This window comes from Stenotrophomonas sp. YJH_SMC_133 (assembly GCF_059370655.1).
The window spans coordinates 60,487-86,141 of the sequence record NZ_JCAFTW010000014.1; the positions used below are offsets into that span (position 1 = coordinate 60,487).

The 25,655-nt window shown below is 67.2% G+C and carries 26 protein-coding genes and 1 tRNA gene; 16 read left to right on the forward strand and 11 right to left on the reverse strand.

The features are described 5' to 3' along the window. The first annotated feature begins 62 nt into the window (after positions 1-62). Together AC5P78_RS18650 and AC5P78_RS18655 are read left to right on the forward strand one after the other, a co-directional pair. The gene (locus AC5P78_RS18650; RefSeq protein WP_012481561.1) at positions 63-683 is read left to right on the forward strand and encodes a TIGR00645 family protein; all 621 of its coding nucleotides are present in this window, start codon (positions 63-65) and stop codon (positions 681-683) included. A gap of 202 nt (positions 684-885) precedes the next feature. Further along, positions 886-1,890, forward strand: a complete 1,005-nt coding sequence (locus AC5P78_RS18655; protein ID WP_005414830.1) for an energy transducer TonB — start codon at positions 886-888, stop codon at positions 1,888-1,890. An 82-nt stretch (positions 1,891-1,972) separates the two neighbouring features. Here the strand turns inward: AC5P78_RS18655 and AC5P78_RS18660 are convergent, their stop codons facing one another. Next, positions 1,973-2,227 carry a hypothetical protein gene (locus AC5P78_RS18660; protein ID WP_005414831.1) on the reverse strand — a complete coding sequence of 85 codons (255 nt, stop codon included), beginning with the start codon at positions 2,225-2,227 and terminating at the stop codon, positions 1,973-1,975. Between the two features lie 77 nt (positions 2,228-2,304). Between AC5P78_RS18660 and AC5P78_RS18665 the strand changes: the two genes are divergently transcribed. After that, positions 2,305-3,102 carry a helix-turn-helix domain-containing protein gene (locus AC5P78_RS18665; protein WP_414498330.1) on the forward strand — a complete coding sequence of 266 codons (798 nt, stop codon included), beginning with the start codon at positions 2,305-2,307 and terminating at the stop codon, positions 3,100-3,102. A gap of 100 nt (positions 3,103-3,202) precedes the next feature. Next, positions 3,203-3,913: a transposase gene (locus AC5P78_RS18670; RefSeq protein WP_005414833.1), complete on the forward strand. Its 711-nt coding sequence runs from the start codon at positions 3,203-3,205 to the stop codon at positions 3,911-3,913. 22 nt (positions 3,914-3,935) lie between these two features. Here the strand turns inward: AC5P78_RS18670 and AC5P78_RS18675 are convergent, their stop codons facing one another. The 4 genes from AC5P78_RS18675 to AC5P78_RS18690 all read right to left on the reverse strand — a co-directional run bounded on the left by AC5P78_RS18675 (position 3,936) and on the right by AC5P78_RS18690 (position 7,856). Then, positions 3,936-5,120: an ABC transporter permease gene (locus AC5P78_RS18675; protein WP_032967061.1), complete on the reverse strand. Its 1,185-nt coding sequence runs from the start codon at positions 5,118-5,120 to the stop codon at positions 3,936-3,938. Then, entirely contained in the window at positions 5,117-5,863 is a 747-nt protein-coding gene (locus AC5P78_RS18680; protein WP_005411560.1) for an ABC transporter ATP-binding protein, read from the reverse strand. Before AC5P78_RS18680 ends, AC5P78_RS18675 begins: the two co-directional genes overlap by 4 nt. Further along, entirely contained in the window at positions 5,860-7,386 is a 1,527-nt protein-coding gene (locus AC5P78_RS18685) for an alpha/beta hydrolase (RefSeq protein ID WP_043034476.1), read from the reverse strand. The genes AC5P78_RS18680 and AC5P78_RS18685 overlap by 4 nt, the downstream gene beginning before the upstream one ends. Positions 7,387-7,454: 68 nt before the next feature. Continuing rightward, the gene (locus AC5P78_RS18690; RefSeq protein WP_309252306.1) at positions 7,455-7,856 is read right to left on the reverse strand and encodes a diguanylate cyclase; all 402 of its coding nucleotides are present in this window, start codon (positions 7,854-7,856) and stop codon (positions 7,455-7,457) included. A gap of 198 nt (positions 7,857-8,054) precedes the next feature. Here AC5P78_RS18690 and AC5P78_RS18695 point away from each other — a divergent pair, with 198 nt between their 5' ends. From AC5P78_RS18695 to AC5P78_RS18705, 3 genes are all read left to right on the forward strand, one after another. After that, positions 8,055-8,582 carry a DUF1203 domain-containing protein gene (locus AC5P78_RS18695; RefSeq protein ID WP_049403666.1) on the forward strand — a complete coding sequence of 176 codons (528 nt, stop codon included), beginning with the start codon at positions 8,055-8,057 and terminating at the stop codon, positions 8,580-8,582. A gap of 190 nt (positions 8,583-8,772) precedes the next feature. Further along, positions 8,773-9,945 carry a lytic polysaccharide monooxygenase gene (locus AC5P78_RS18700; protein ID WP_099527026.1) on the forward strand — a complete coding sequence of 391 codons (1,173 nt, stop codon included), beginning with the start codon at positions 8,773-8,775 and terminating at the stop codon, positions 9,943-9,945. A gap of 178 nt (positions 9,946-10,123) precedes the next feature. Continuing rightward, on the forward strand, positions 10,124-11,293 hold the full coding sequence (locus tag AC5P78_RS18705) for a lytic polysaccharide monooxygenase (RefSeq protein WP_005411565.1): 1,170 nt from the start codon (positions 10,124-10,126) through the stop codon (positions 11,291-11,293). 113 nt (positions 11,294-11,406) lie between these two features. Here the strand turns inward: AC5P78_RS18705 and AC5P78_RS18710 are convergent, their stop codons facing one another. Beyond that, the gene (locus AC5P78_RS18710) at positions 11,407-12,156 is read right to left on the reverse strand and encodes a ferredoxin--NADP reductase (protein WP_024958208.1); all 750 of its coding nucleotides are present in this window, start codon (positions 12,154-12,156) and stop codon (positions 11,407-11,409) included. 84 nt (positions 12,157-12,240) lie between these two features. On the opposite strand from AC5P78_RS18710, the gene AC5P78_RS18715 reads away from it, so the two are divergent. The 5 genes from AC5P78_RS18715 to AC5P78_RS18735 all read left to right on the forward strand — a co-directional run bounded on the left by AC5P78_RS18715 (position 12,241) and on the right by AC5P78_RS18735 (position 17,076). After that, positions 12,241-13,209: an ABC transporter ATP-binding protein gene (locus AC5P78_RS18715; protein WP_005411567.1), complete on the forward strand. Its 969-nt coding sequence runs from the start codon at positions 12,241-12,243 to the stop codon at positions 13,207-13,209. Beyond that, positions 13,206-13,997 carry an ABC transporter permease gene (locus AC5P78_RS18720; protein ID WP_005411568.1) on the forward strand — a complete coding sequence of 264 codons (792 nt, stop codon included), beginning with the start codon at positions 13,206-13,208 and terminating at the stop codon, positions 13,995-13,997. The genes AC5P78_RS18715 and AC5P78_RS18720 overlap by 4 nt, the downstream gene beginning before the upstream one ends. A 320-nt stretch (positions 13,998-14,317) precedes the next feature. Beyond that, complete coding sequence (locus AC5P78_RS18725) at positions 14,318-15,085, forward strand: hypothetical protein (RefSeq protein ID WP_414498332.1); 768 nt, start codon at positions 14,318-14,320, stop codon at positions 15,083-15,085. A gap of 171 nt (positions 15,086-15,256) precedes the next feature. After that, entirely contained in the window at positions 15,257-16,195 is a 939-nt protein-coding gene (gene panE / locus AC5P78_RS18730) for a 2-dehydropantoate 2-reductase (protein ID WP_414498333.1), read from the forward strand. Positions 16,196-16,245: 50 nt separating this feature from the next. Beyond that, positions 16,246-17,076, forward strand: coding sequence for a Rossmann-fold NAD(P)-binding domain-containing protein (locus tag AC5P78_RS18735; RefSeq protein WP_495217321.1), 831 nt, complete (start codon positions 16,246-16,248; stop codon positions 17,074-17,076). Between the two features lie 25 nt (positions 17,077-17,101). Here AC5P78_RS18735 and AC5P78_RS18740 read toward each other — a convergent pair whose 3' ends face one another. Further along, the gene (locus AC5P78_RS18740; protein ID WP_043034484.1) at positions 17,102-17,899 is read right to left on the reverse strand and encodes a TatD family hydrolase; all 798 of its coding nucleotides are present in this window, start codon (positions 17,897-17,899) and stop codon (positions 17,102-17,104) included. Positions 17,900-17,966: 67 nt separating this feature from the next. Here AC5P78_RS18740 and hrpB point away from each other — a divergent pair, with 67 nt between their 5' ends. Together hrpB and AC5P78_RS18750 are read left to right on the forward strand one after the other, a co-directional pair. Next, the gene (hrpB, locus tag AC5P78_RS18745; protein WP_099527229.1) at positions 17,967-20,471 is read left to right on the forward strand and encodes an ATP-dependent helicase HrpB; all 2,505 of its coding nucleotides are present in this window, start codon (positions 17,967-17,969) and stop codon (positions 20,469-20,471) included. Positions 20,472-20,682: 211 nt separating this feature from the next. Further along, on the forward strand, positions 20,683-21,057 hold the full coding sequence (locus tag AC5P78_RS18750) for a hypothetical protein (protein ID WP_005411574.1): 375 nt from the start codon (positions 20,683-20,685) through the stop codon (positions 21,055-21,057). 89 nt (positions 21,058-21,146) lie between these two features. Here the strand turns inward: AC5P78_RS18750 and AC5P78_RS18755 are convergent, their stop codons facing one another. The 4 genes from AC5P78_RS18755 to AC5P78_RS18770 form a co-directional block, all read right to left on the reverse strand. Beyond that, positions 21,147-21,686 carry a pseudouridine synthase gene (locus AC5P78_RS18755; protein ID WP_088437045.1) on the reverse strand — a complete coding sequence of 180 codons (540 nt, stop codon included), beginning with the start codon at positions 21,684-21,686 and terminating at the stop codon, positions 21,147-21,149. A 146-nt stretch (positions 21,687-21,832) separates the two neighbouring features. Next, positions 21,833-22,084, reverse strand: coding sequence for a hypothetical protein (locus AC5P78_RS18760; protein WP_241895533.1), 252 nt, complete (start codon positions 22,082-22,084; stop codon positions 21,833-21,835). A 135-nt stretch (positions 22,085-22,219) separates the two neighbouring features. Then, on the reverse strand, positions 22,220-22,480 hold the full coding sequence (locus tag AC5P78_RS18765) for a hypothetical protein (RefSeq protein ID WP_049451239.1): 261 nt from the start codon (positions 22,478-22,480) through the stop codon (positions 22,220-22,222). Positions 22,481-22,616: 136 nt separating this feature from the next. Further along, complete coding sequence (locus AC5P78_RS18770; RefSeq protein ID WP_012481578.1) at positions 22,617-23,474, reverse strand: class I SAM-dependent methyltransferase; 858 nt, start codon at positions 23,472-23,474, stop codon at positions 22,617-22,619. Positions 23,475-23,643: 169 nt separating this feature from the next. On the opposite strand from AC5P78_RS18770, the gene AC5P78_RS18775 reads away from it, so the two are divergent. Together AC5P78_RS18775 and AC5P78_RS18780 are read left to right on the forward strand one after the other, a co-directional pair. Further along, positions 23,644-24,600, forward strand: a complete 957-nt coding sequence (locus tag AC5P78_RS18775) for an aldo/keto reductase (protein WP_012481579.1) — start codon at positions 23,644-23,646, stop codon at positions 24,598-24,600. A gap of 650 nt (positions 24,601-25,250) precedes the next feature. Then, positions 25,251-25,319, forward strand: a tRNA-Thr gene (locus AC5P78_RS18780). The last annotated feature ends 336 nt before the right edge of the window (positions 25,320-25,655 follow it).

Below are 25,655 nucleotides of genomic sequence, written 5' to 3' on the forward strand. Positions count from 1 at the left end.
GGTTGGCACCGTCATGGCGGGCCGGTAACCTCGCCTCTCCCCCGCAACGCAGCATCCCTCGCATGAGTGCAAACCGCCCGCCGCTCTCCCCCTTGTCCACGCTGATCTTCGCCTCACGCTGGCTGCAGCTGCCGCTGTACCTGGGCCTGATCGTGGCGCAGTGCGTCTACGTGTTCCTGTTCGGCAAGGAACTGTGGCACCTGATCTCGCACTCGGTGTCGATGGGCGAGCAGCAGATCATGCTGATCGTGCTGGGCCTGATCGACGTGGTGATGATCTCCAACCTGCTGGTGATGGTGATCGTCGGCGGCTACGAGACCTTCGTCTCGCGCCTGCGCCTGGAAGGCCACCCGGACCAGCCGGAATGGTTGAGCCACGTCAATGCCAGCGTGCTGAAGGTGAAGCTGGCGATGGCGATCATCGGCATCTCCTCGATCCACCTGCTGAAGACCTTCATCGCCAGCGGTGCGCTGGGCGGCATCCCGCTGTGCACGCCGGAGCAGATGAGCGTGGCCGCTGCCAACATCGGTGTCGCCCGCTGCTCGATGCTGACCCAGGATGGCGTGCTGTGGCAGACCATCATCCACTGCGTGTTCATCCTGTCGGCGATCGGCATCGCCTGGACCGACAAGCTGATGTCCAACAGCCACAGCAGGTCGCACGACAAGGCACACGACCACTGAGGTCGCCGCCGCCAGCGGCTTGACCGCCGCTGCCCCATTCCGGCCACCGTCCCTTGTGCGCGGCGGTGGCCGGGATGCTAGATTGCACCCTCGCCGTTGCCGGCGGTGGCGTCGGGAAACGTCACCCTGCCGCGCCCGGACCGCAGGTCCCGGCCATGCGTATCAATGATTTACGTCACGTCGTCTTCTAGAGGGGAGCAGGATGTCGCACGTCTCAACGATCACCGCCGCGCGCCGGTGGCTGCCGGTTGCCCTGGCACTGGCACTGGCCGCCTGCTCGGGCAAGGAAGAATCCGCAGCGCCTGCTGCCGCCACGGCGCCTGCCGCTGCCGCACCCGCCGCACCGGCGGTTGCTGCCAAGGTGCAGTCCATGGGTACCGAGCAGCTGCGCGAGTCGGCCAGCCAGGCGCTGCGCGAGAACCGCATGTATGCACCGGCCGGCGACAACGCCATCGAGTACTACCTCGCCCTGCGTGACAAGACGCCGGACGACGCCTCGGTGAAGAGCGCACTGACCGACCTGCTGCCGTACACCCTGATCGCCGCCGAGCAACACCTGGGCCGCGAGGACTACACCGAAGCGCAGCGCCTGGTGGCACTGATCGAGAAGGTGGATGCATCCGCGCCGGCCCTGCCGCGCCTGAAGGACGGCCTGGCCAAGGGCGTGCAGAACGCCGCCAAGCGCACCGAAGCGGAAGCCGAGAAGGCCAAGAAGGACGCCGAGGACCGCAGCAAGCAGCAGACCGAGCAGCAGCGCCTGAGCGAGCAGCGCGCCAAGGAAGCCGACGCCGCCAAGCAGATTGCCGCGCAGCAGGATGCCGCGCGCCGCGACAACGAGCGCCAGGAAGCCGAGCGCCAGGCCGCCGCCCGCCGCGAGGCCGAGCAGAAGCAGCAGCAGGCTGCCGCCCAGCAGGCCAGCGCCGCACGCCAGGCCGCCGCACCGGCAGCGCCCACCCTGCGCCCGGTCAGCACACCGGCGCCGCGCTATCCGGGCGAAGCGCTGCGTTCGGGAACCTCCGGCGAAGTGCTGGTGGAGATCACCGTCGGCACTGACGGCTCGGTGGTGAACGCTCGCGTGCTGCGCGCGACGCCGGGACGCGTGTTCGACCGTGAAGCCCTGAACGCGGTCAAGCGTTGGCGCTTCGAGCCGGTCAGCGCGCCGGTGACCACCCGCCGTACGCTGGTGTTCGCGCCGGGCAACAACTGAACGAAAAAGGGGACGGAGGGGATTAAGTCGTTTCTGCCCCTGCAATGACGCCAAGGCCCGGCATGTCCGGGCCTTGTCCGTTTCAGGCCGCTCCATCGATCAGGTGTTGCAGTGCCGGATCGCGCGCCGTCAGCACCTGGAACAGGCCCAACGCGTGCAGGCCCGGCAGCAGCGCACGCAGGTCGGCTTCGGCAGTGGAACGGGTGGCAACATCGCTGGCGGGATCCTGCCAGTCACGGACGCTGGCCAGGAAGGCGCCGACACTGCCCTTGCGCACGGTGAGGCCGTTCACCTGCACGTCGTTCTGATGGTCGGGGAGGATGTCGTGTGGCTGCATGGGGAAGCGCTCCGTTGAAGTGGGCCCCAGTGTCGGGGCCCGGAGGCGACGTTTCTGCCGTATAACTGCCAATCGATATGGCAGATCAGACAACCGCCGCATTGCTCGACCCCGCGCTGGCCGATGCCACCGATGGACCGGTGGTGCTGGCGGCCCGGCTGCACCAGCTCGGCAAGCGTCGCACGGCCCGCCACCGGCATGCGCGTGGGCAGCTGCTGGGTGCGTACCAGGGGCTGCTGCGGATCGCCGCCGACGACCTGCACTGGCTGCTGCCCGCAGGTCACGTCGCCTGGATACCGCCGTTGCTGCCCCACGCGCTGCTGGGCGCAGACGGGTTCAATGGCTGGAGCCTGTACTTCAACGCGGAGGCCTGCCTGGGTCTGCCCGCCACACCACGCATCTTCCAGCCCAATGCGCTGCTGCAGGCGGCGACAGCACGTGCGCTGCAATGGCCCCATGCGCCACTGGATGCTGCGCAGGCACGCCTGGCCGGCGTGATCGCCGATGAGATTGCCGCCAGCACGCCGCTGCCGCTGGCCCTGCCACAACCGCGTGACCGGCGCCTGGGCCGGATCGCCGCCGCGCTGGCTCGCGCGCCGCACGACAACCGCAGCGTCGAGGACTGGGCCGCCAGCAGTGGCCTGTCCGGCCGCAGCCTGGCCCGCCACTGGCTGGCCGAGACCGGCATGACGCTGAGCCAGTGGCGGCAACGCCTGCGGGTGCTGCTGGCGCTGCCACGCCTGCTGTCCGGCGAGCCGGTGATCAGCGTCGCGCTGTCGATGGGGTACGACACGCCCAGCGCCTTCATCGCCGTGTTCAAGCGCGAGATGGGGGTGACGCCTGCGCGGTATGGAAAAGGGGACGGAGGGGATTAAGTCGCTTCTGCCCTCCCCCACGCCATCTCGCGGCATCGCCTGATGCCCTTCAAGGTCACGGAGGCGGCAGTCTGATGAATTCTTGAAGCCCCGAACTGCCATGCCTCGACAAGCACGCCTGATGTTGGCCGAACAGCCGTACCACGTAACCCAGCGCGGTGTGAACAAGGGGGCGATCTTCGTTGACGATATCGACCGTCAGCTGTTTCTGCACCTGTTGCACAGCGCGTTCCTGAAGCATCAGGTCGCACTGCATGCCTACGTATTGATGGGCAATCACGTTCATCTGTTGGCCACACCTTCCACGCGTGTTGGCTTGGCGAATGCGATGCGGATGCAGGGCAACAACTATGTCCAGGCGTTCAATCAGCGGCATGAGCGCAGCGGACCGCTCTGGCAGGGCCGCTTCCATTCTTCGATGGTGGACAGCGACGCCTATCTGCTCAGCGTCTATCGCTACATCGAACTCAATCCGGTTCGTGCAGGCATGACTGCCGCCCCGGAAGATCACCCATGGTCGAGCGTGCATGGAAACCTGCAGCGGCGCCACGATCCGATGCTGACAGAACATCCCGCATTCCAGGCGCTCGCCCCGACCCAGCGACAGCGGGCAATGCTCTATGCGGAGTTTCTGCAGGACATGAACGCGTCCGCTGACCTGCCGGCAATCCGTGCGCACAGTGCCGGCCAGCATCCGTTGGGAAATGCAGCTTACCTGCGAATGGTGGAACGGACGCTGGGTCGCCCCGTGATGCTGCGCAAGCGGGGGCGCCCTCAGAAGAAGGGCGCGGGGGGGTTAGAAACGACTTAATCCCCTCCGTCCCCTTTTACGGTCAGCCGGAGATGGCCAGGCGCTCGTTGTGATAACGGCGCACGGCGGCGAACCACAGCACGGCGGCCAGGCCGAGGCTGGCGCCGAGGTAGATGGCCCAGACCGCGGGTGTGATGGTCTCGTGGCGGATCACCTTCAGCAGCATCTGGTTCTGCGACAGGAACGGCACGGCGTACTGCCACAGCTGGCTCTTCACCGGGTAGGCGATCAGCGCATAGCCCGGCAGCATCGGCAGAAGCATCAACCAGGTCATGTGGCTCTGCGCTTCCTTCATGCTCTTGGCCGCTGCGGCCAGGAAGGTCAGCAGCGAGGTGCCGATCAGCAGCATCGGCAGCATCACCAGCAGCATCTGCACCATCGCCATGATGTTCATGTTGAGCTGGCGGCCAATGTTGCCGGGGGCGATCTGCGCGCTCACCTTGAACGCGGCCAGGGTCAACAGCAGCGACGCAAAGCCGACCATGCAGGCGGCGGCGATCTTGCCGCTGACAATGGCACTGCGCGACCCCGGCGTGGCCAGCAGCGGCTCCAGCGACTGCCGCTCACGCTCGCCGGCGGTGGTGTCCATTACCAGATAGGCACCACCGAGGAACGAGGTGAGGGTCAGCAGGATCGGCAACAACGCCGACAGCATCAGGCCACGCTTGGCTTCGGCACTGGCCATGTCCTGGCTGGCCACGTCCAGCGGCCGTGCGACCTGGGCGTCGATGCCCCGCGCCATCAGCCGCAGCGCCCCTACCTGCCCGTTGTACGTGGCCAACGCCGCCTGCAGGCGCGCAGTGGGCACCTCGGCGGCGCGTCGTGTGCTGTCACTGATCACCTCCACCAGCGCCGGCTTGCCATCGGCCCAGTCCCTGCCGAAGTCCGGGCTGATGCGCAGCGCCACGTCGATGTCCTGCGAACGGATGGCCTCGGCCAGGTCCTTCGGCGCAGCAGCGGCATTCAGGCCCTGGGCAGCCAGGAAGCGCACCAGGTTCGGCGCATGTTCGGCGCCGATGGTGGGAATCTGCAGCGGCTGCTCGATCTGCGTGCGCACGCGGCTTTCGGACAGCTTGCCCATGCCCAGGATCAGCAGCGGGTACAGCAGCGGCCCGAACAGCAGGGTCAGCGCCAGCGTACGGCGGTCGCGCGACAGGTCACGCAGCTCCTTGCGCATCACCGTCATCAGGGTCGACATCATGCTCATGCGTGCAGGCCCTCTTCGCTGCCGATCAGTTTCACGAACGCATCCTCCAGGTTGGATTCGCCGGACTGCGCGCGCAGTTCATCGGCGCTGCCGGCGGCCATCACCGTGCCCTTGGCGATGATCACGATGTGATCGCACAGCGCGGCCACCTCCTGCATGATGTGGCTGGACAGGATCACGCAGCGGCCTTCTTCGCGCAGGCCCAGCAGGAAGCGGCGCAGTGCGCGGGTGGTCATCACGTCCAGGCCGTTGGTCGGTTCATCGAGAATGACGTTGCGCGGGTCGTGCACCAGTGCGCGGGCGATCGCGGTCTTGGTGCGCTGGCCCTGCGAGAAGCCATCGGTCTGGCGGTCGAGGATGTCCCCCATGTCCAGCGCGTGCGACAGCACCTCGATGCGCTCGCGGATGCGCTCGGCCGACAGGCCATGCAGTTCGCCGAAGTAGGCGATGTTCTCACGCGCGGTCAGGCGCTTGTAGACGCCACGCGCGTCGGGCAGCACGCCGAGATGGCGACGCACTTCCACCGGATTGCGCGCAGCATCGACACCATCGACGCTGATGCTGCCCTGGTCGGGGGTCATCAGCGTGTACAGCATGCGCATGGTGGTGGTCTTGCCGGCACCATTGGGCCCCAGCAGGCCGGTGATGCGGCCATCCTCGGCGCGGAAGCCGACGTTGGACACTGCCTGGATACGGCCGGTGCGGGTGTCGAAGGCCTTGTGCAGGTTGTCGGCGACGATCATGGTTCCCATCCGTTGAACGAGGTGAACGCCGGCACGTAGCTCAGCGTGTCCAGGCAGCCGGCATCCAGCGCCTTGGCATCGGTCGTGTCGATGAACTGGCCAAGCAGGCGCGGCATGCAGCCGGCGGTCAGCGTGCCGTGGCCCTGGCCACGGGCAACCAGCGCGCGTCCATTGGGCAGGCCCTTGAGGACCTGCTCGGCATAGCGCGGCGGGGTCACCGGGTCCAGTTCACCAGACAACAGCAGCGCCGGTACGTCACTGCGCAGCGGCACGGCATTGGCTGCCGGTGCCGGCCGGTGCGGCCATGCCGGGCAGGCGGCAAAGAACGAACGTGCCACGTCGTTGCCGAACAGGCGCCCGGGATCCTCGGCCGGCGCCTGGTAGCGCGGCGCGTCTTCGCTGCAGATCACCGACCAGTGCATGCCACGGTTGATCTGGAAATCCATGCTGCGGTTCGCACCGCGTGCCAGCGATGCCAGCGGCGCGTAGCGGCCGTGCGCGGCTTCATCAAGAACCAGCGGCAGCAATGAGGCGTACTGGGGTACGTAGGAAAACGCAAAAGCCAGGCCCACCACGCTGTCCGGTGTCAGCACATCCTTCCGGGTGTCGTAGGTGCCAGGATCGCGATACTCGACCGGAACCGGTGCACGGCGCAGGGTCTCGACCACGCTGCGCAGCTGCGCACGGGTATCGGTCGGGAAGCGCCTGCTGCAGGCAGCGTCCTTGCGGCACTGCGCCGACTGCAGGGCGATCGCGTCTTCGAACGTCCTGGCGAAATCGCCGCCCACCACCAGCTCATTCGGCACCACGCCATCGATGACGATGCTGCGGGTGTGCTGTGGATAGGTACCCGCATAGCGCTGGGCCACGCGGGTGCCGTAGGACGCACCGATCAGATTGACCCGGTCCACGCCCAAGGCCTGGCGGACCGCGTCCAGGTCGGCAATGGCTTCGGTGGTGGTGTAGAAACGTGCGTCCGCACGTCCCTGCAGGGAAGCCGCGCATCGCTGGGCATAGTCGCGCAGCAAGGCCTCGGAGGGCGCCGCGTCCTCGTCCATCGGCAGTTCCTTTCCGTCCGCGCCGAGGCAGCTGAGCGGGTTGGAGCCGCCGGTGCCGCGCTGGTCGACCAGGAAGATGTCCCGCTGCTTGCGCACCTGGCGCAGCGCGGTATCGACGATGACGGCCACTTCGCTGGCGGCCTGGCCGGGGCCACCGGCCAGGAAGAACACCGGGTCGGGCTGGCTGGAGCCGCTGCTGCCCGATTCCAGCCAGGCGATGCGCAGGCCGATGCGCCGGCCAGCGGGCTGGGCCCGGTCCTCCGGCACCTGCAGGGTGGCGCACTGCGCTTCCACGTTGGCACTGGCACCTACCGTGGACAGCGTGCAGGGCTGGAAGTCGATCGTGCCGAAACGGCGGCTGGGTGCATCGCTGGCGCCTTCGGCGCCGGGTGACGGTGACTGGCTGCATCCGGCAAGCATCAGGCTGGCCAACACTGCGGCCAACGCGAGGTGGTGTCTTTGCATCGTGCTCGTTTCCCCTGGAGGACGTTCCTGGCAACCACGACGGGCTGCCGCGGAAGATGTGACTCAACTTACACGGGCACGGCGTCGTCGGCGATGGGCAGACGCGAAATCTCCGCAGGCGTGGCGCAGGCCAGGCGATCGCGGCCGGCGGCCTTGGCCCGGTACAGCGCCGCGTCTGCCGCTGCCAGCAGCGTGGACAGCTCGCCCTGGCCGTGGTCCATCGCCAGGCCGATGCTGGCAGTGAACGTCACCGCCCCGGTGGCCAGTCGCGCCGGCTTCTGCTGCAGAGCGGTACGGATCGCCGCAGCCCGCGCCATCGCTTCCGCCTGCGTGCTGCCGGCCAGCACCAGCACGAACTCCTCGCCACCGTAGCGGCCCAGCAGCGTCTCATGGCCCTGCAAACCGTGCTGCATCAACGCAGCGAAGTGGCGCAGTACCTCGTCTCCGGCCAGATGGCCCCAGCGATGCAGAGCAGGAAGCCAAGCACGGTGAAGGTGGGGACATCCAGCGACATGCGGCGCTCATCGGCCGGGGTGACGAGCGCATCTTGGCGCCTTGTGCTGCGTTCCCCGTGGCGCTGCCTGGCCCGATGGAGATGCGGGGTCTGAAAACGGCGAGCACGGCGGCCGGTGCCTGCGCAGAATCCGCGGAAAACCAAGGAGACGCCCATGCATGCGTGGTACCTCGGTGGCATCGACCACCGCCCGTTCCTGCACCTGTTCGAAAAGAGCGACACCGCGCTGGCTGCGCTGGGCATCCGGCGTCGCTGGGCCGGCGAATCAGGAGGACACCCCTGCCGGATCAGCCTGAGCGATCCGCCCGGTGGCAGCGAGCTGCTGCTGTTGTCCCATGTGCACCTGCCCCTGCACTCGCCGTATCACGCCTCGGGCCCGATCTTCGTACAGCGTGGCGTGACCCGTTGCGTGCTGCCGCCAGGCGAGGTGCCCCCGTATGTGCAGCGCCGGATGATCTCGTTGCGCGCCTATGACCAGGCTGCATTGATGCTGGCCGCCGAGATCAGCGCAGGCACGGATGTCGGCGCTCGGCTGGACGCGCTGTTTGCCGACCCTGCCGTGGCCTTCGTGCAGCTGCACAACGCGGCCCACGGCTGCTTCTCGTGCCAGGCGGATCGCGTCGGCATGACACCGACATGGCCGGATCTCCACGACGTGATCGTTGCCACGCCGGACACGTGATCGCCAGCGCATCCGTTCAGGCCCACGTGAAGCCCGCGGGAAGGGCTTCACACCCACAGTCACGGATCAGCATTTCCATGGTTCCGCACCCGGCACCGCAACTCGATACTCGCCATGGTGCCGCCGAAAGTCCGCCGCGCAGCGCAACTCTGCGGTCACCGCTCTCTTTCGACGACCACAAGGAAGCGCCATGTCATTCCAATCCACACCGCTGCTGCTGGCTACTTCATTGGCCGCCGCTGGCCTGTTGCTGGCCGGCGATGCTTTTGCCCACGGCACCATGACCACGCCGGTCAGCCGCGTCTATGCCTGTTTCCAGGGCAATCCGGAGAACCCGACCAACCCGGCCTGCGCCGCCGCGAAAGCGGTGGGCGGATCGCAGGCGTTCTACGACTGGAACGGCATCAACCAGGCCAACGCCAACGGCAACCATCAGGCGGTGGTGCCCGACGGCAAGCTGTGCAGCGGCAACAATGCCACCTTCCGCGGCCTGGACGTGAACCGCAGTGACTGGCAGACCACGCCGATCCACGCCGATGCCAATGGCAAGTTCACCTTCGTGTTCAAGGCGACCGCGCCGCACGCCACGCGCGACTGGCGCTTCTTCGTCACCCGCGACGGCTGGCAACCGGGCAGCCCGTTGCGTTGGGCCGACCTGCAGGAGTTCTGCACGCTGGGCAATACACCGCTCTCTGCCGATGGCACCTACAAGCTGCAGTGCACGCTGCCGCAGCGCACCGGCCAGCATGTGATCTACAACACCTGGCAGCGCTCGGATTCGACCGAAGCGTTCTACACCTGCATGGACGTACGCTTTGAAGGCGGCGGCGGTGGTACGGCGCCGGCACCGCAATGGCAGGATGCCGGCCCGGTCACCGCCCGCGGTGAATTGCCGGTCGGTACGACGCTGGCACTGCGCGTGTTCAATGCCAGCGGCAACGATGTCGAACGTGTGGAAGCGACGCTGGCCAGCGGCCAGACCTCGGCCGAGCAATGGCCCTTGGCGCTGGCCCGCAAGGTCAATGCCAGTGCCCGGCATGCGCGCGTGGGCGTGCTTGCCAATGGCGTGATCACGCCGTCGGCGTCGGCCACCGACAATCGCGTGTACCTGAAGGACGGCAACCGCTTCCAGCTCGATACCCAGGTGCCGGACCCGGGTACGCCATCGCCGGGTGGTGATTTCGACCACGTGTACCCGGCGGGCATCGGCAGCTATGTGCCGGGCCAGACCGTGGTGAAGAGCAGCGACGGCAAGCTGTATGCCTGCCGCCCGTTCCCGGAGGGTGCATGGTGCAACGTCAATGCCGAGGCCTACCGGCCGGGCGTGGGCGCGGCCTGGCGCGATGCGTGGATCGCGTACTGACGCAGTGATGTGGGAGGCGGTGCACATCACACCGCCTCCTGGCTCCCCTGCCGCGCAGTGGGGCGCGCGTTGCAGAAACAGAGGAGCGCAGCAGCCTTTCAAACTTGTCTGATGGGCATATGGCGGCTACATGGGAAGACTCCGCGAGGTTTCCAACACTTCGCAAAGGAGTTCCTGCATGCACCTGTCCCATCGGGCCGTCCTCGCACTGTCCGCCGTTGTCGGCCTGGCACTGTCCGGCAACGCCTTCGCCCACGGCACCCTGTCCAAGCCGCTCAGCCGCGTGAAGCAGTGCCACGAGGGCAATCCGGAGAATCCGACCAACCCGGCCTGCGCCGCCGCCAAGGCCATCGGCGGCGCCCAGCCGTTCTACGACTGGGCCGGTGTCAACCAGGCCAACGCCAACGGCAACCATCAAGCGGTGGTTCCAGATGGCGAGTTGTGCAGCGGCGGCAACAGCAAGTACCGCGGCCTCGATCTGAACCGCAGTGACTGGCCGACCTCGCCGATCCGCGCCGATTCGCGCGGGCGCTACACCTTCGAGTTCAAGGCACCGGCCCCGCATGCTACCCGCGAGTGGAAGTTCTACGTCACCCGCGACGGCTGGCAACCGGGCAGCCCGCTGCGCTGGGCCGACCTGCAGGAATTCTGCACGCTGGGCAACGTGCCGGTCTCCGGCGACGTCTACAAGCTGGATTGCCCGCTGCCCAAGCGCAGCGGCCAGCACATCATCTACAACACCTGGCAGCGCTCGGATTCCGGTGAAGCGTTCTATACCTGCGCGGACGTGCGCTTCGAAGGCGGTGGTGGCGTTGAACCGCCGCCGCAGTGGCAGGACGCCGGCCCGGTCACCGCCCGCGGTGCGTTGGAAGAAGGCACCACCCTGACGCTGCGCGTGTTCAACGCCCAGGGCAATGATCTGGAGCGTCCGGAGATCACCCTGGCCGCAGGTCAGACCGCTGCGAACCAGTGGCCGCTGGCGCTGGCCCGCAAGGTCAACGCCAGTGCACAGCAGGCGCGTGTGGGCGTGATGAGGAACGGCGTGATCACGCCGGTCGCCTCGGCCACCGAGAACCGCGTCTACCTGAAGCCGGGCAACCTGTTCCAGATCGATACCCGCCTGCCGGGCCCGGTGGATCCGGTCGATCCGCCGCCGGGTGACGACTACGACTTCGTGTATCCGGCCGGTATCGGCAGCTACACGCCGGGCGAAACCGTGGTCAAGGGCACCGACGGCAAGCTCTACGCCTGCCGGCCGTTCCCGGAAGGTGCGTGGTGCAACATCAACGCCGATGCCTATCGCCCGGGCACCGGTTTCGCCTGGCGCGATGCCTGGGTCGCGTACTGAGGCAGGCGACCGGGGGCGGCGTGATGCCGCCTCCGGTTCTTGGAGTTGCCGGCCAGCGGCCGGCACTACCAGGGTTCGTGGGGCTGCCGGCCAGCGGCCGGCACTACCCTGACTTACTTGCTGCTGACGTACTTCTCGCGGCGGATCTGCGGGTTGCCCAGGCCGGCGGCCTTCAGCAGCTCGGCACAGGCATCGACCATGTCCGGGTTGCCGCACAGGTAGGCGATGTCGGTGGCCGGGTCCGGCGTGAAGCCGGCCAGCGCCTGCTGCACGTAGCCGTGCTGTACGTCCGGGTGCGGATCAGCCGGGAGTTCACGCGACAGGCACGGAACATAACGGAAGTTCGGGTGCTTTTCGGCGAAGCTGTAAAAATCTTCGCTGTACAGCAGCTCGCCCGGGCTGCGCGCGCCCTGCAGCAGCACGATCTGCACACCGCGTTCGGCCATGGCCTTTTCCAGCAGCGGCAGCATCGAGCGGTACGGGGTAACGCCGGTACCGGTGGCGATCAGCAGGTAACGGGCGTTGTGGTCACCGGGATTCAGGCAGAACCGGCCATAGGGGCCGGACGCACTGATCTGGCCGCCCTGCTCCAGTGCCTCGAACAGGGCCGTGGCGGCGCCACCGGGCACGAAACTGACGGCGATATCCACCGCCTCGCCTGGGCCCAGCGCGTGGTCGTGGATGGTCGCCAGCGAGTAGCTGCGCTTGGTTTCGGTGCCGTCGGCGTAGCTGAAATGGACCTGGATGAACTGGCCAGGCTGGAAATCCAGCGGCTGCCCATCGTCACGCACGAACTGGTAGTGGCCGACGGTCGGGGCCAGCATGCGGCAGCCGACCAGCTTGAGGGGGAATTGAACAGGCACGACTTTTCGGGACAGTGTGTAGCCGGGGCAAGCCCTCGGGGTCTTCTATAATAGCCCCTCCCCGCCCCTCTCCAGCGCCAGCCCATGGGCGCGAAGGCTTCGAGCTTGGCATCCCAGAACGATACGGCGCCCGCCCTGCGCGTGCGCGACCTGCGCAAGACCTACGACAACGGCACCCAGGCCCTGAAGGGGGTTTCCCTGGAAGTGGCCCCGGGCGACTTCTTCGCCCTGCTCGGCCCCAATGGCGCCGGCAAGTCGACCCTGATCGGCATCATCAGCTCCCTGGTCAACCTCAGCGAGGGCCAGGTGGAAGTGTTCGGCAGCGACCTGGTGCGCAACCGCAGCGCCACCATGCGCCTGATCGGGCTGGTGCCCCAGGAAATCAACTTCAACCTGTTCGAGAAGCCCTTCGACATCCTGGTGAACTACGCCGGCTTCTATGGCGTACCGCGCGAGGAAGCCGAGCAGCGCGCCGAAGAGGAACTGAAGCGCGCGCACCTGTGGGAAAAGGCACAGGTAATGAGCCGCACGCTGTCCGGCGGCATGAAGCGCCGGCTGATGATCGCCCGCGCGATGATGACCCGCCCGCGCCTGCTGATCCTGGACGAGCCGACCGCCGGCGTGGACATCGAGATCCGCCGCGACATGTGGCGCGTGCTGAAGGAGATCAATGCCGCAGGCACCACGATCATCCTTACCACGCACTACCTGGAAGAAGCCGAGTACCTGTGCCGCCACCTGGCGATCATCAACCATGGCCAGATCGTCGAGCAGGGGCCGATGCGCACCCTGCTGGCCAAGCTGGACGTGGAGGGCTTCCTGCTGGACATCGACGGTGACCTGCCGGCACAGCTGCCGGTGATCGAAGGTGCGACGCTGACCGCGCCGGACCCGCACACGCTGGACATCGACATGCCGCGCGCAATGGACCTCAACCGCGTGTTCGCCACGCTCAACGAGGCCGGTATCCGCGTGCGTTCGATGCGTACCAAGAGCAACCGCCTGGAGGAGCTGTTCGTGCGCCTCACCGGCAACCTGGAGAAGCCTGCATGAGCACCACCGAGCTGACCGACGGCCAGCGCAACCGCATCGCGCTGATGACCATCGTGCGCCGCGAAGTCGCCCGCATCATGCGCATCTGGGGCCAGACCCTGGTGCCGCCGGCGATCACCATGACCCTGTACTTCCTGATCTTCGGCAACCTGATCGGGTCGCGCGTGGGTGACATGGGCGGCTACACCTACATGCAGTTCATCGTGCCGGGCCTGGTGATGATGAGCGTGATCCAGAACAGCTACGGCAACATCAGTTCCTCGTTCTTTGGCGCCAAGTTCGGCCGCCACGTGGAAGAACTGCTGGTCAGCCCGATGCCGAACTGGGTGATCCTGTGGGGCTACGTGGCCGGCGCCGTGCTGCGCGGCCTGATGGTGGGCGTGATCGTGCTGATCATCGCGATGTTCTTCACCCCGGTGCGCATCCCGCACCCGCTGGTGATGCTGACCACGGTGATCCTGGGCGCGACGATCTTCTCGCTGGCCGGCTTCATCAACGCGGTGTATGCGAAGAAGTTCGATGACGTGGCGATCGTGCCGACCTTCATCCTGACCCCGCTGACCTACCTGGGTGGCGTGTTCTATTCGGTGAAGCTGCTGCCGGGCTGGGCCGAAGCGGCCACGCACGCCAACCCGATCTTCTACATGGTCAACGCGTTCCGCTATGGCCTGCTGGGCAGCAGCGATGTACCGCTGCCGGTGGCCTACGGCCTGATGATCGGTTTCGTGGTGGTGCTGACGGCGTTGGCGCTGTGGCTGCTGCGTCGCGGCGTGGGCATGCGCAGCTGAGTTTTGCCTGCAGGGCCTGCGGCCCTGCACCCGCTGAGTAGTGCCGGCCGCTGGCCGCCGACAGACAAGGCGGAAGCAGCATGAGTTGGGCGGGACGGTGTGGGGATGCAGGACACGCCGTAAACCCGTCCATGGGGGCTCGATGGCGCCATCCATGGCGCCAACGGTCCTGCATCCCCACACCGTCCCACCCCTGATAGTTTCCTTCCGTCGGTAGGTGTCGACCTTGGTCGACACGATGGATCCACGCCATGCGTGGATGAAGCGTTCCAAGCCGGTGCTCGGCTCTTCTCGTTCGGGAATGCGGCTAGGCTGTGGCGATGAAGATCACTTCCATTCCGTTGGACAAGGCCGTGTCGGACGGCCCCATCGATGCCTTCAGCCATGTGCTGCTGGGCGATTCGCCCACATTGGATGAGGTGCTGGATTGCCTGGCGTCGCTGCACGTGGCCAATCCCCGCCATCGCTATCTGTGCACGCTCGACGATGTCGGTCAGTGCCGTTACACCAGCATGCACGCGTCCGACGACGCGCGCATCGCACTGTACGAGGACGAAGACCCGGCGACCCCCGAAGATGCGTTGGCGGCACGCGAGCGGTTGCTGGCGCATGTCATCGCGCAGCTGGAGCACTCCTTCCATCGGCTGGAATGGACCACCCTGCCGGGTACCTTGCTGTGCAATGACGCAGACATCGAGACGCTGGTCACGGCCAATGCCGCACCCGACCTCATCGTCGACGAAGCGGTCTGCGTACAGCAGGTGCCGGTGGACCGCGATGACCTGCTGATCGCCGCCCTGCCCAACGGCTACTTCAGCGCGGACTGGGACATCTTCCAGAACCACGCCCTGATACGGCACCTGCAGGAGCGGTACGACTACCGCCTGTTCGGACTCGGCGCATCGTGGCTTGGCTTCCAGCGTAACCGCGCGCCACCGCCAGCAGAGGCAAACGCGTTGGTCGCTGACCTGCAGCGTGTCTACGCTGCCGGAACGCACGACACCTGGTCACAACTGGCTGCAACGCTGGCCACCCGAACCACGCTTCTATTGGGATACACCGAAGACTTCAGCCAACAGCTGTCCTGAGCAGAGCCGCCGAGCGTGGGTCATGCGGGCCGTCCTGACCGGTATCCTTCGGACCGTCTGATGCGACGTTGGCAGAGGCGCGTACTTCTTCCACCACGAGGGGCACCGCCGTTGGCCGCAATCTCCGGCACAATCGGACTCATGATTCCCCCAGAGCACGGTGAACCTGCAATGCGCATCCTGATCCTTGGCGCCGGCGGTACCGGCGGTTACTTCGGTGGTCGCCTGGCCCAGGCCGGCGTGGACGTGACCTTCCTCGTACGCCCCGCGCGCGCCGCACAGCTGGACCGCGAGGGCCTGGTCATCCGCAGCCCACTCGGCGATGCCAGCTTCCCGGTGCAGCACGTCACCGCCGATGCGCTGCCCGCATTGGCCGCGCGGAAGCCGTTCGATCTGGTCATCCTCAGCTGCAAGGCCTACGACCTGGACAGCTCGATCGACGCCATTGCTCCGGCCGTGGGCGCGAACACCACCGTGCTGCCGATCCTCAACGGCCTGCACCACTACAACGCGCTGGACCTGCGCTTCGGCCGCGAGGCGGTGCTGGGCGGCCTGTGCTTCATCAGCGCCACCAAGGCCGCCGACGGCGCCGTGCTGCACCTGGGCAAGCCGGCCAAGCTCACCTTCGGCGAGCGCGATGGCGGCGCGATCTCCGCGCGCGTGCGCGCCTTGGCTACCGCCTGCGCACAGGCCAACCTCGACCACCTGGCCAGCGAGCGCATCGGCCAGGAGCAATGGATCAAGTACACCTTCCTGACCGCGCTGGCCGCGGCCACCTGCCTGCTGCGCGCGGACATCGGCACCATCGTCGCTACCCACGATGGCGAGGCGATCGTGCGCGGCCTGTACGACGAATGCCTGGCGGTGGCCGAAGCCGCCGGTGAGCCGATTCCCGATGCCGCGCAGGACACCGCACGCGGCACTTTGACCCAGGCCGGATCTGCGCTGAAGGCGTCGATGCTGCGCGATCTGGAAGCCGGTCAGCAAGTGGAAGCCGAACGGATCGTCGGCGACATGCTGGCGCGTGCACGCAAGGCCGATCAGGAAGCCCTGTTGCTGCAGGTCGCCTACAGCAGCCTGCAGGCCTACCAGGCACTGCGCGGCGCGTGAGCATCCCGTTGCCGGCCAGTGCGCTGCCTACGCGGGTGCTGATCCTCGGTATGGGCTGGAGCGGATGCGTGCTGGCCACGCAGCTGCAGGCACGGGGAGTGCACGTCGTCGGCACGGTGCGTGACCCCTCGTCGGCGCCGGACGATGGCCTGCTGCGGCATCAGCTGCACGCTGACACTCCACCGTCGCCAGCCCTGCTCGATGAGATCACGCAGACCGAGGCCGTGCTGTGCAGCGTGCCACCCGATGCCGAGGGCGACCCGGCACTGCGTCTGCTGCTGCCGGCTCTGCGGGCCAGCCCGGCACTGCGCTGGGTGGGCTATCTGTCGTCCACGTCGGTGTATGCCGATCGGGCCGGCGGCTGGGTTGACGAGCACAGCGCAGCCGATGCCGCCGAAGCAGCCGGCGTGCAGCGCCTGCGTGCCGAAGCGCAATGGCGTGCGCTTGCAGAGGAACGTGGCATCGCTTCGGCGGTGTTCCGCCTGCCCGGCCTGTACGGGCCGGGGCGCAATGCGTTGCTGCAGCTGTCACAGGGCCGTGCCCGCCATGTGATTCGGCCGGGCCTGGCGTTCAACCGCCTGCACGTAGAGGATCTTGCGGCAGTGATCGTCGCGGCGATGCAGCGACCGGTTACGCAGGGGATATACCTGCCCAGCGATGACGAGCCGGCCCCACCGCAGGATGTGCTGGCCTTCGCCGCGAAGCTGGGCGGGTTTGCGATGCCACCTGCCGTGGCATGGGACGACCCTGCACTCAGCCCGACGCTACGGCGCTTCTACGAGAGCAACAAGCGCATCGACAGTCGTGGCACGCGTGAAGCGCTGGCGTGGCAGCCGCGCTTCCCCAGCTACCGTGAGGGCCTGCGCGACCTGCTCCGGTAGTGCCGGCCAGCGGCCGGCACTCCCATCAACCCGCGTCGGGCAGGCGGAAGAACGCACGCGTCGCCGCAGTCGCATTGGCCGCCGTCACTGCAACGTCTTCGCCACGGTCACGTGCCAGTTCTTCCACGATATGCGAGAGGAACATCGGTTCGTTGCGGCGGTCCTTCGGCATCGGCTTCAGCGTGCGTGGCAGCAGGTAGGGCGCATCGGTCTCGATCATCAGGCGGTTGGCCGGGATGTTCTTCACCAGTTCGCGCAGGTGCGCGCCACGGCGCTCGTCGCACAGCCAGCCAGTGATGCCGATGTACCAGTCCTGGTCCAGGTAATCGAACAGCTCGTCGCGTTCGCCGGTGAAGCAATGCACCACCGCCGGGCCGATGCGTCCTTCAAAGTTCTTCATCTGTGCCATGAAATCGGCATGCGCGTCGCGCTGGTGCAGGAACAGCGGCTTGCCATTGTCCGCGGCCAGCTGCAGCTGGCGCTCGAAGGCACGGTGCTGCGCCGGGCGCGGCGAGAAATCACGGAAGTAGTCCAGCCCGCACTCACCCACCGCCACCACTTCCGGGTGATCATGCAGTGCGCGCATCTCGGCATCACATTCCTCGGTGTACTCCACCGCATGATGCGGGTGCACGCCGGCGGTGGCATACAGGAAGCCCGGGTGCTGCTGCGCCAGCTGCACGGCCAGCGGCGAGTGCTCGCGGCTGGCACCGGTGATGACCATCTGCACCACGCCGGCCTGCCGTGCGCGGTCCAGCACGGCGTCGCGGTCGCGGTCGAAGGAGTCGTGGGTCAGGTTGGCGCCGATATCGATCAGGTGCATGGTCATCGCGGGGGAAAAGTGCCCGCGCATTGTACCTGCGGCCGCCATGGCCCCTTATCCTTTGCCCATGAATGCCCCGCTCTTCCCGATTTCCCCGCTGCTGCCGCAGATCCAGCAGCACCTGGCCGTGCAGCCACGGCTGGTGCTGGAAGCCCCGCCCGGCGCCGGCAAGACCACCCAGGTACCACTGGCCCTGCTCGAAGCACCATGGCTGCAAGGCCGGAAAATCATCCTGCTGGAGCCGCGCCGGGTCGCCGCACGCAGCGCCGCGCTGTTCATGGCACGGCAGCTGGGCGAAGAGGTCGGCGGCACGGTCGGCTACCGCATCCGCTTCGAGAACAAGGTCTCGGCACGCACCCGCATTGAAGTCGTCACCGAAGGCATCCTGACCCGCATGCTGCAGGACGACCCGATGCTGGAAGAAGTCGGTGCGATCCTGTTCGACGAATTCCACGAGCGCCATCTCAGCGGTGACCTCGGCCTGGCGCTGGCGCTGGACGTGCAGGCGCAGCTGCGCGATGACCTGCGACTGGTAGTGATGTCGGCCACGCTGGATGGCGAGCGCCTGGCACGCTTCCTCGATGCGCCGCGGCTGAGCAGCGAGGGCCGCAGCTACCCGGTGACGGTCAGCCATTTCCCGGCGCGCCGCGATGAGACGCTGGAGCTGCAGGTGCGCCGCGCGGTGCAGCAGGCCCTGGCCGATCACCCCGGTGACCTGCTGGTGTTCCTGCCCGGCCAGCGCGAGATCGCGCGGGTGCAGGCTGGCCTGCAGGAATCGCTGGATGCCGGCGTCGAAGTACTGGCCCTGCATGGTGAGCTGCCGGTGGAACAGCAGGCGCGCGTGCTGCAGGCCGCCAGCGATGGCCGCCGCCGCGTGGTGCTGGCCACCAACGTGGCCGAGTCGTCGGTGACCCTGCCCGGCGTGCGCGTGGTGATCGACAGCGGCCAGGCACGCGAACCGCGCTACGACCCCAACAGCGGCTTCACCCGGCTGGACGTGGTGTCCATCGCCCAGGCGTCGGCCGACCAGCGCGCCGGTCGCGCCGGTCGCGTGGCCGAAGGCGTGGCCTGGCGGCTGTGGCCGCAGTCGCAGCGATTGGAGCCGCAGCGCCGCGCCGAGATCGACCAGGTGGAACTGGCCGGACTGGCACTGGAACTGGCCGCCTGGGGCAGCAGCGACCTGCGCTTCCTCGATGCGCCACCTGCCGGCCCGATGGGCGCCGCCCGCGAACTGCTGCAGCGGTTGGGCGCATTGTCCAGCAGTGGTCCGATCACCGCACTCGGCCGCCGCATACTGGCGCTGGGTACGCACCCACGGATGGCGGCGATGCTGCTGGCCGCGCCCGATGCACGTTCGCAGGCGCTGGCCGCCGATCTGGCCGCGCTGCTGGAAGCGCGCGATCCGCTGCGCCAGGGCGGTGACGCGCTGGCGAGCCGCTGGCGCGCACTGGCCGCGTTCCGCAATGGCCGCACACCGGGCGATGCCAACCGCAGCGGGCTGGCCGCCATCGATGCCGCCGCCAAGCAGTGGCGTCGCCGCCTGCGCTGCGAAGCCACGCCGCCGGCCAGCATCGAGGCCCATGAGCTGGGCGACCTGCTCGCTCACGCCTTCCCTGATCGGATCGGCTTCCAGCATCCCAGCGATCCACTGCGTTACCTGCTGGCCAATGGGCGCAGCGCGCGCCTGCACGAGCTGAGCGACCTGCGTGGCGAACCGTGGCTGGTGGCCAGCGAGCTTCGCTTTGAGGCACGCGATGCGCTGCTGCTGCGTGCCGCACCGGTGGACGAAGGCCAGCTGCGCAGGGCGTGGCCGGAGCGCTTCGTCACCGAAGACGTGGTGCGCTGGGACAGCGAGCGCCGCGCCCTGGTGGCCCTGCGCGAGACCCGTTTCGACCGGATCGTGTTGGACAGCCGCTCGGCCGGCCGGGTCGATCCGCAGCACGCCGCGCAGGCGCTGACCGATGCGGTGGCCGAGCTCGGCCTGCAGGCGCTGCCGTGGACCGAAGGCCTGCGCCAGTGGCAGGCACGGGTGGAATCGCTGCGCCGCTGGATGCCCGAGCTCGGCCTGCCCGACTGCAGCGACGACGCCCTGCTGGCCAACCGTGCGCAGTGGCTGCAGCCCGCGTTCGCCGGCAAGACGCGACTGGATGCGCTGGACGAATCCAGCTTTGGCGAAGCGCTGAAATCGCCACTGGAGTGGTCACAACGGCAGCTGGTCGAGCGTCATGCGCCGACCCGCATTACCGTGCCGTCCGGACTGGAGCGGCCGATCACCTATGCGCTGGACAGCGAGAGCGGCGATCCGCTGCCGCCGGTGCTGGCGGTGAAGCTGCAGGAACTGTTCGGCCTGGCCGACACGCCGCGCATCGCCGATGGCCGCGTGCCGCTGACCCTGCACCTGCTCTCCCCCGGTGGCCGCCCGCTGCAGGTCACCCAGGACCTGCGCAACTTCTGGGAAAGCACCTACGCCGAAGTGAAAAAGGAGATGAAGGGCCGTTACCCGCGCCACCCATGGCCGGATGATCCGTGGACGGCGACGGCCACGCACCGGGCCAAGCCGCGCGGAACCTGACGGGCGGGGTCGGATCCCATTGCATCGCGATGGGCTCTGAACCCAGGCGTGGCGCTGGGGTCAGAGCCGTTTCCCAACGGAAAGGTATCCGACCCACCCTGCCTGATCCTGAATGGCTACGCTAAAGTCACACCGCCTGCGTCCCCGACTGACATACCGTTTACGGGCAACACGCGACACTGGACTTCGACCCGAGGCAAAGGACCCCCGCATGAGCAAGCTGACTGTAATCACCGACCGCGCTCTGGAGCGCGCCCTGGAGCTGGCCCACACCGCCGGCGATGGCCTGAAGAGCGCCGGTGGCAGCCTGCGCAACGCGGACTGGATCAAGACCGGCGCCGCCCTCGGCGCAGTGAAGACCGGCGGCAAGGTCGCCACCAAGTTCGCCCGCCGCAACCCGGCCGTGACCATTGCCGCGGCTGCCGTCGGCGTCGGCCTGCTCGGCTATGCGCTGTACCGCAAGCAGCAGAAGAAGAAGGCTGCCAATGGCCACGTGGTGAATGGGCAGGCGCAGCGCATCAACGCACGCGACCGCCGCAACGACACCGTGGTGGACGAGCACAGCGATATCGGCAGCGACGCCTGAGTGTGACCGACCGGGTCAGAGCCCTTCCTGCGGAAGGGATCTGACCCCGAGCCAGGGCCGGATGCCGCGAGGTATCCGGCCTTTCTGTTTCAACCGATCTGCCGCCACTGCCCCGGCTGCAGGTCGTCCAGCCGGTAGGGCCCCATCGCCACCCGCACCAGCCGCAGCGTTGGCAGGTTCACTGCCGCGGTCATGCGCCGCACCTGGCGGTTGCGGCCCTCGCGGATCGTGATCGCCAGCCAGGCATCGGGCACGGTCTTGCGGAAGCGCACCGGCGGATCGCGTGTCCACAGCGACGGCGCCGGATCGAGGCGCTCGATCTTCGCCGGCAAGGTCGGCCCGTCATTCAGCTCCACCCCATCGCGCAGCCGTTGCAGCTGCTCATCGCTGGGCGTGCCTTCCACCTGCACCCAGTAGGTCTTGTCGGCCTTGTGCCTGGGGTCGGTCAGCTTGTGCGCCAGCGTACCTTTATCCGTCAGCAGCAGCAGGCCTTCGCTGTCATGGTCCAGGCGACCGGCGGCATACACGCGCGGCGGCAGGCCGAACACGGCCAGCGTCGGCCGCGGCGGTACGCTGCGGTCGGTGAACTGGCAGAGCACGTTGAAGGGCTTGTTGAAGGCGATCAGCATTGCGGGCACGGCAGTCGGCGGGTGGGGCATTGTCCCATGCCGCGAAGTACAGGCGCCCCGGTGTTGTAGCACCACAGGGTGCCGGTCAGGACGGCCGGCATGGTCATGCCCGGCGGCTCTTTCCTGCGACCACGAACACGAAGGGCTCAGCCGAATACCTTCCACTGCAGCAGGAACGAACCCAGCACCAGCAAGAAACCGCATGCCGAAACGACATTGGCCCGGCGGCGCAGCGCCGCGGGGGGCGGGCAGGTCATGCGGGCCTGTTCGTCCAGCACGCCACCAAAGAACAGCACCGCAGAACCCGTCGCTCCCAGCAGGTCGTAAGCATGCCCACCGTGGAACACGAAGTCATACAGCCGCGGCAGCACCAGCACCGCGATGACGATGTACAGCACCTTCTTCAACGGTCCATGTCCTTGAATCCGATTGGGCTCCGGCACATGGCCGGACCGGGGGCCAGCCATACCTCGCGCTGCACGCGATGAGCGCAGGCTCGGCGGCCCTTTCCCGCCGCGGCGATCACGGCGGGCTCAGCCGAAAACCTTCCATTCCAGCAGGAACGAACCCAGGACCAATGCGATGCCGCACGCGGCGATGACATTGGCCCGGCGCCGCAGGTCTGCCGCCGGCGGGTCGGCCTTGCGCGAACGTTCCTCCAGAAGGGCACCCGTAAACAGGACGGCAAACCCTACCGTCGCCATCAGATCGTGGGCATGACCACCGTAGAACACGAAATCGATCAACCGCCCCAGCACCAGCACCGCGACAGCGATGTAAAAAATCTTCTTCAACTATCCATGTCCTTGCATACGATCGAATTCCGGCGCATGGCCGGCCTTGGGACCAGCCATGCGCCGCGCTACGCGCGATGAGCCGAGCATGGGCTCGGCTCTACAGAGTCAGCATGCGCCAGCCCTGCCCCCCCCTTTACGGCTTGATGAAGCGCAGGGTCATGCGGTCGCTTTCGCCGATCGCCTGGTACTTCGCATCATCGGCCTTGTCGTGCTGGTTGGTCGGCGGCAGCGTCCACACGCCGTTCGGGTGGTCCTTGGTGTCGCGCGGGTTGGCGTTGACCTCGCTGCGCGCGTCCAACCTGAAGCCGGCGGCCTCGGCCATCGCGATCACCTGCTGCTGGCCGACATAGCCGGTGTCATCGTCGTCGGCCACGTCGGCCTTGGCGCGGTGCTCGACCACGCCCAGCACGCCGCCCGGCTTGAGCACGTTGAAAAAACCCTGGAACATGCCCTGCGCCTGGCCGGCCTTGCGCCAGTTGTGCACGTTGCGGAAGGTCAGCACCACATCGGCTGAACCGGCCGGGCCGAACACCGGCTTGGCCGGATCGTAGGCCACCACGGCAGTCTTGCCGAACTGTGCCGGTGCAGCGGCGTACTTCTTTTCCAGGCTGTCGCGGCTGCGCTGCTGGTAGTCGCGTCCACGGCCTTCGGGCACCGCCATCGGATCGACCACCGCAGCAACGTAGTGGCCCTTGTCGTGCAGCAGGGGTGCCAGGATCTCCGAGTACCAGCCGTTGCCGGGGGTGATCTCGATGACGGTCTTTTCCGGCGTCACCTTGAAGAACGACAGCGTCTGCGCCGGGTGGCGGAAGCCGTCGCGCTTGACGTTGTTGGCATCACGGGTGGGTGCCTTCACCGCCGCGTCGATGGCCGGCGACACCTGGATCTTCGCCGGCGCCACCGTGGCCGGTGCGGCGAACGCGGGAACAGCGGCAAACAGGGCCGAAGCAAGCAGCAGGCGGCAACCACGCAGGGACGAAGCAGGCATCATCGGAGCGACTCCAGCGGAAGATGCGGCGAGACTAGCAGCCGCGGCGTCCCAGGTGTTCACAAAACGTTAGCTGCGTGCGTATCGCGGAACACTGTTTTGTGGTCGCCGCCGCAGCACGGTCACACTACGCGTTTTATTCTGGAGCACTTCCCCCAAGGAGTCCGTGCCCATGACGGCAACCCGCGAACTGGGCCGTTCCGGCCTGCATGTACGTCCGCTCGCCTTCGGTGGCAATGTGTTCGGCTGGAGCGCCGATGAGAAGGCCAGCTTCGCCCTGCTCGATGCCTTCGTCGACGCCGGCTTCAACCTGGTCGACACCGCCGATGTGTATTCGGCCTGGGTGCCGGGCAATGCCGGCGGCGAATCGGAAACGCTGATCGGCAAGTGGTTTGCCCGCAGCGGCAAGCGCGACAAGGTGGTGCTGGCGACCAAGGTGGCCAAGTGGGCCGAGCGCCCCGGCCTGACCCCGGACAACATCAATGCGGCGGTCGAGGATTCGCTGCGCCGCCTGCAGACCGACGTGATCGATCTGTACCAGGCCCACGAGGATGACGAGTCGACGCCGCTGGAGGCGACCCTGGCTGCATTCGGCCGGTTGATCGAAGCTGGCAAGGTGCGTGCGATCGGTGCTTCCAACTACAGCGCCACGCGCCTGGCCGATGCGCTGAAGGTGTCCACCGACTACAAGCTGCCGCGTTACGAAACCCTGCAGCCGGAGTACAACCTGTATGACCGCGCCGGCTACGAAAAGGAACTGGAACCGCTGGTGCAGCGCGAACAGATCGGCGTGATCGGCTACTACGCGCTGGCCAGTGGCTTCCTCAGCGGCAAGTACCGCACGCCGGCCGATGCGGCCAAGAGCCCGGCGCGTGGCGAGAACGTGGTGAAGCGCTATCTGAATCCGCGTGGCCTGCGCATCCTGCAGGCACTGGATGACGTGGCCAGCAAGCACAACGCCAGTGCCGCGCAGATCGCACTGGCATGGCAGATCGCACGGCCGTCGATCACCGCGCCGATCGTCAGCGCCACCAGCGTCGAGCAGCTGCACGATCTGCTGGCGGCGGCCAATGTGTCGCTAAGCGTGCAGGATGTCGCGCAGCTGGATGCCGCCAGCGCCGAAGCGTGAGGGCCGGTAGTGCCGGCCGCTGGCCGGCATTGCACACATACCGCAGAAAATAATTGAACAAAATGGTTGCGCACGACTAAATCGTGGTTTATCGTGCGCACCTCGTTTCAACAACCACTGGAAACTTCCCTTGAACGCGCATTCCGTCGCCATCGCCAAACTGCTGCCATGCCTGCGCATGGACGGGCCGGCGCACGCGTTCGGCAAGGAAGACCAGCTGACAACGGCCTGATACCCGCCCTGCGGAGATCGGCCACCCCGATCTCCGAGGCCTGACGACGCCCTCGGAACGCAAGTCCCGGGGGCGTTTTCGTTTGCGTCGGCACAAGGACCCGCGATGCCAGAACTGCACCCCGCGCGGCGACCCGCCGCTCACTGACCCAGGCTTTTCCCGCCCCGCCAAAGGATTTACTTCGCGCGACTGGCAGCGCCTGGACATTATCTGCATCGCATCAGAACATTATCGCTCGCCGATAATGTCGGTGGCCTGCACCCTCGATTATCCAACGGTCCCGTTTCAACCACGGGCTGGTGCGCGCGGCGTTGCCGTGGCGTATGCCGGAGGTCGCGGACATGCCATCGCCTGGATCGCCTGCTGGAGGCAGGCACCGGTTCGCCGGTACGCGGTTCGATTCCGCGCGGTCCCCAACTGGATAGCTCAGCTTGGTCAGAGCAACGGATCCGTAATCCGTCTGTCGTGGGTTCGATTCCCACTCCAAACAACATGACCTGTCACGTCATGACTTGAAGCAACACCCGGGGCGCAAGCCCCAGCGGCCATCGTCGCCGTCCACCGACATCGCCTTCGGGCAGGAACGTGGAAGGCAACGGACCTCACGCCGGGCCCCGGCCCGCCGCCACTGCCAGCCACGTTCCGCACCGGTGCTGCCTGCCGGGAACGACGATGGCAGCACTGCCGGCGCATCGAAGGCTCCGCGCGCGGACCGTCCGCCGATGGCCGCCCTCTTCCGCTGCCTGCACGTGATGTGCAGGCAGCCTCGCCACGACCGGATCGACCCGGGTCATGGCGATTCATCCGCAACGGGTCGAACCAC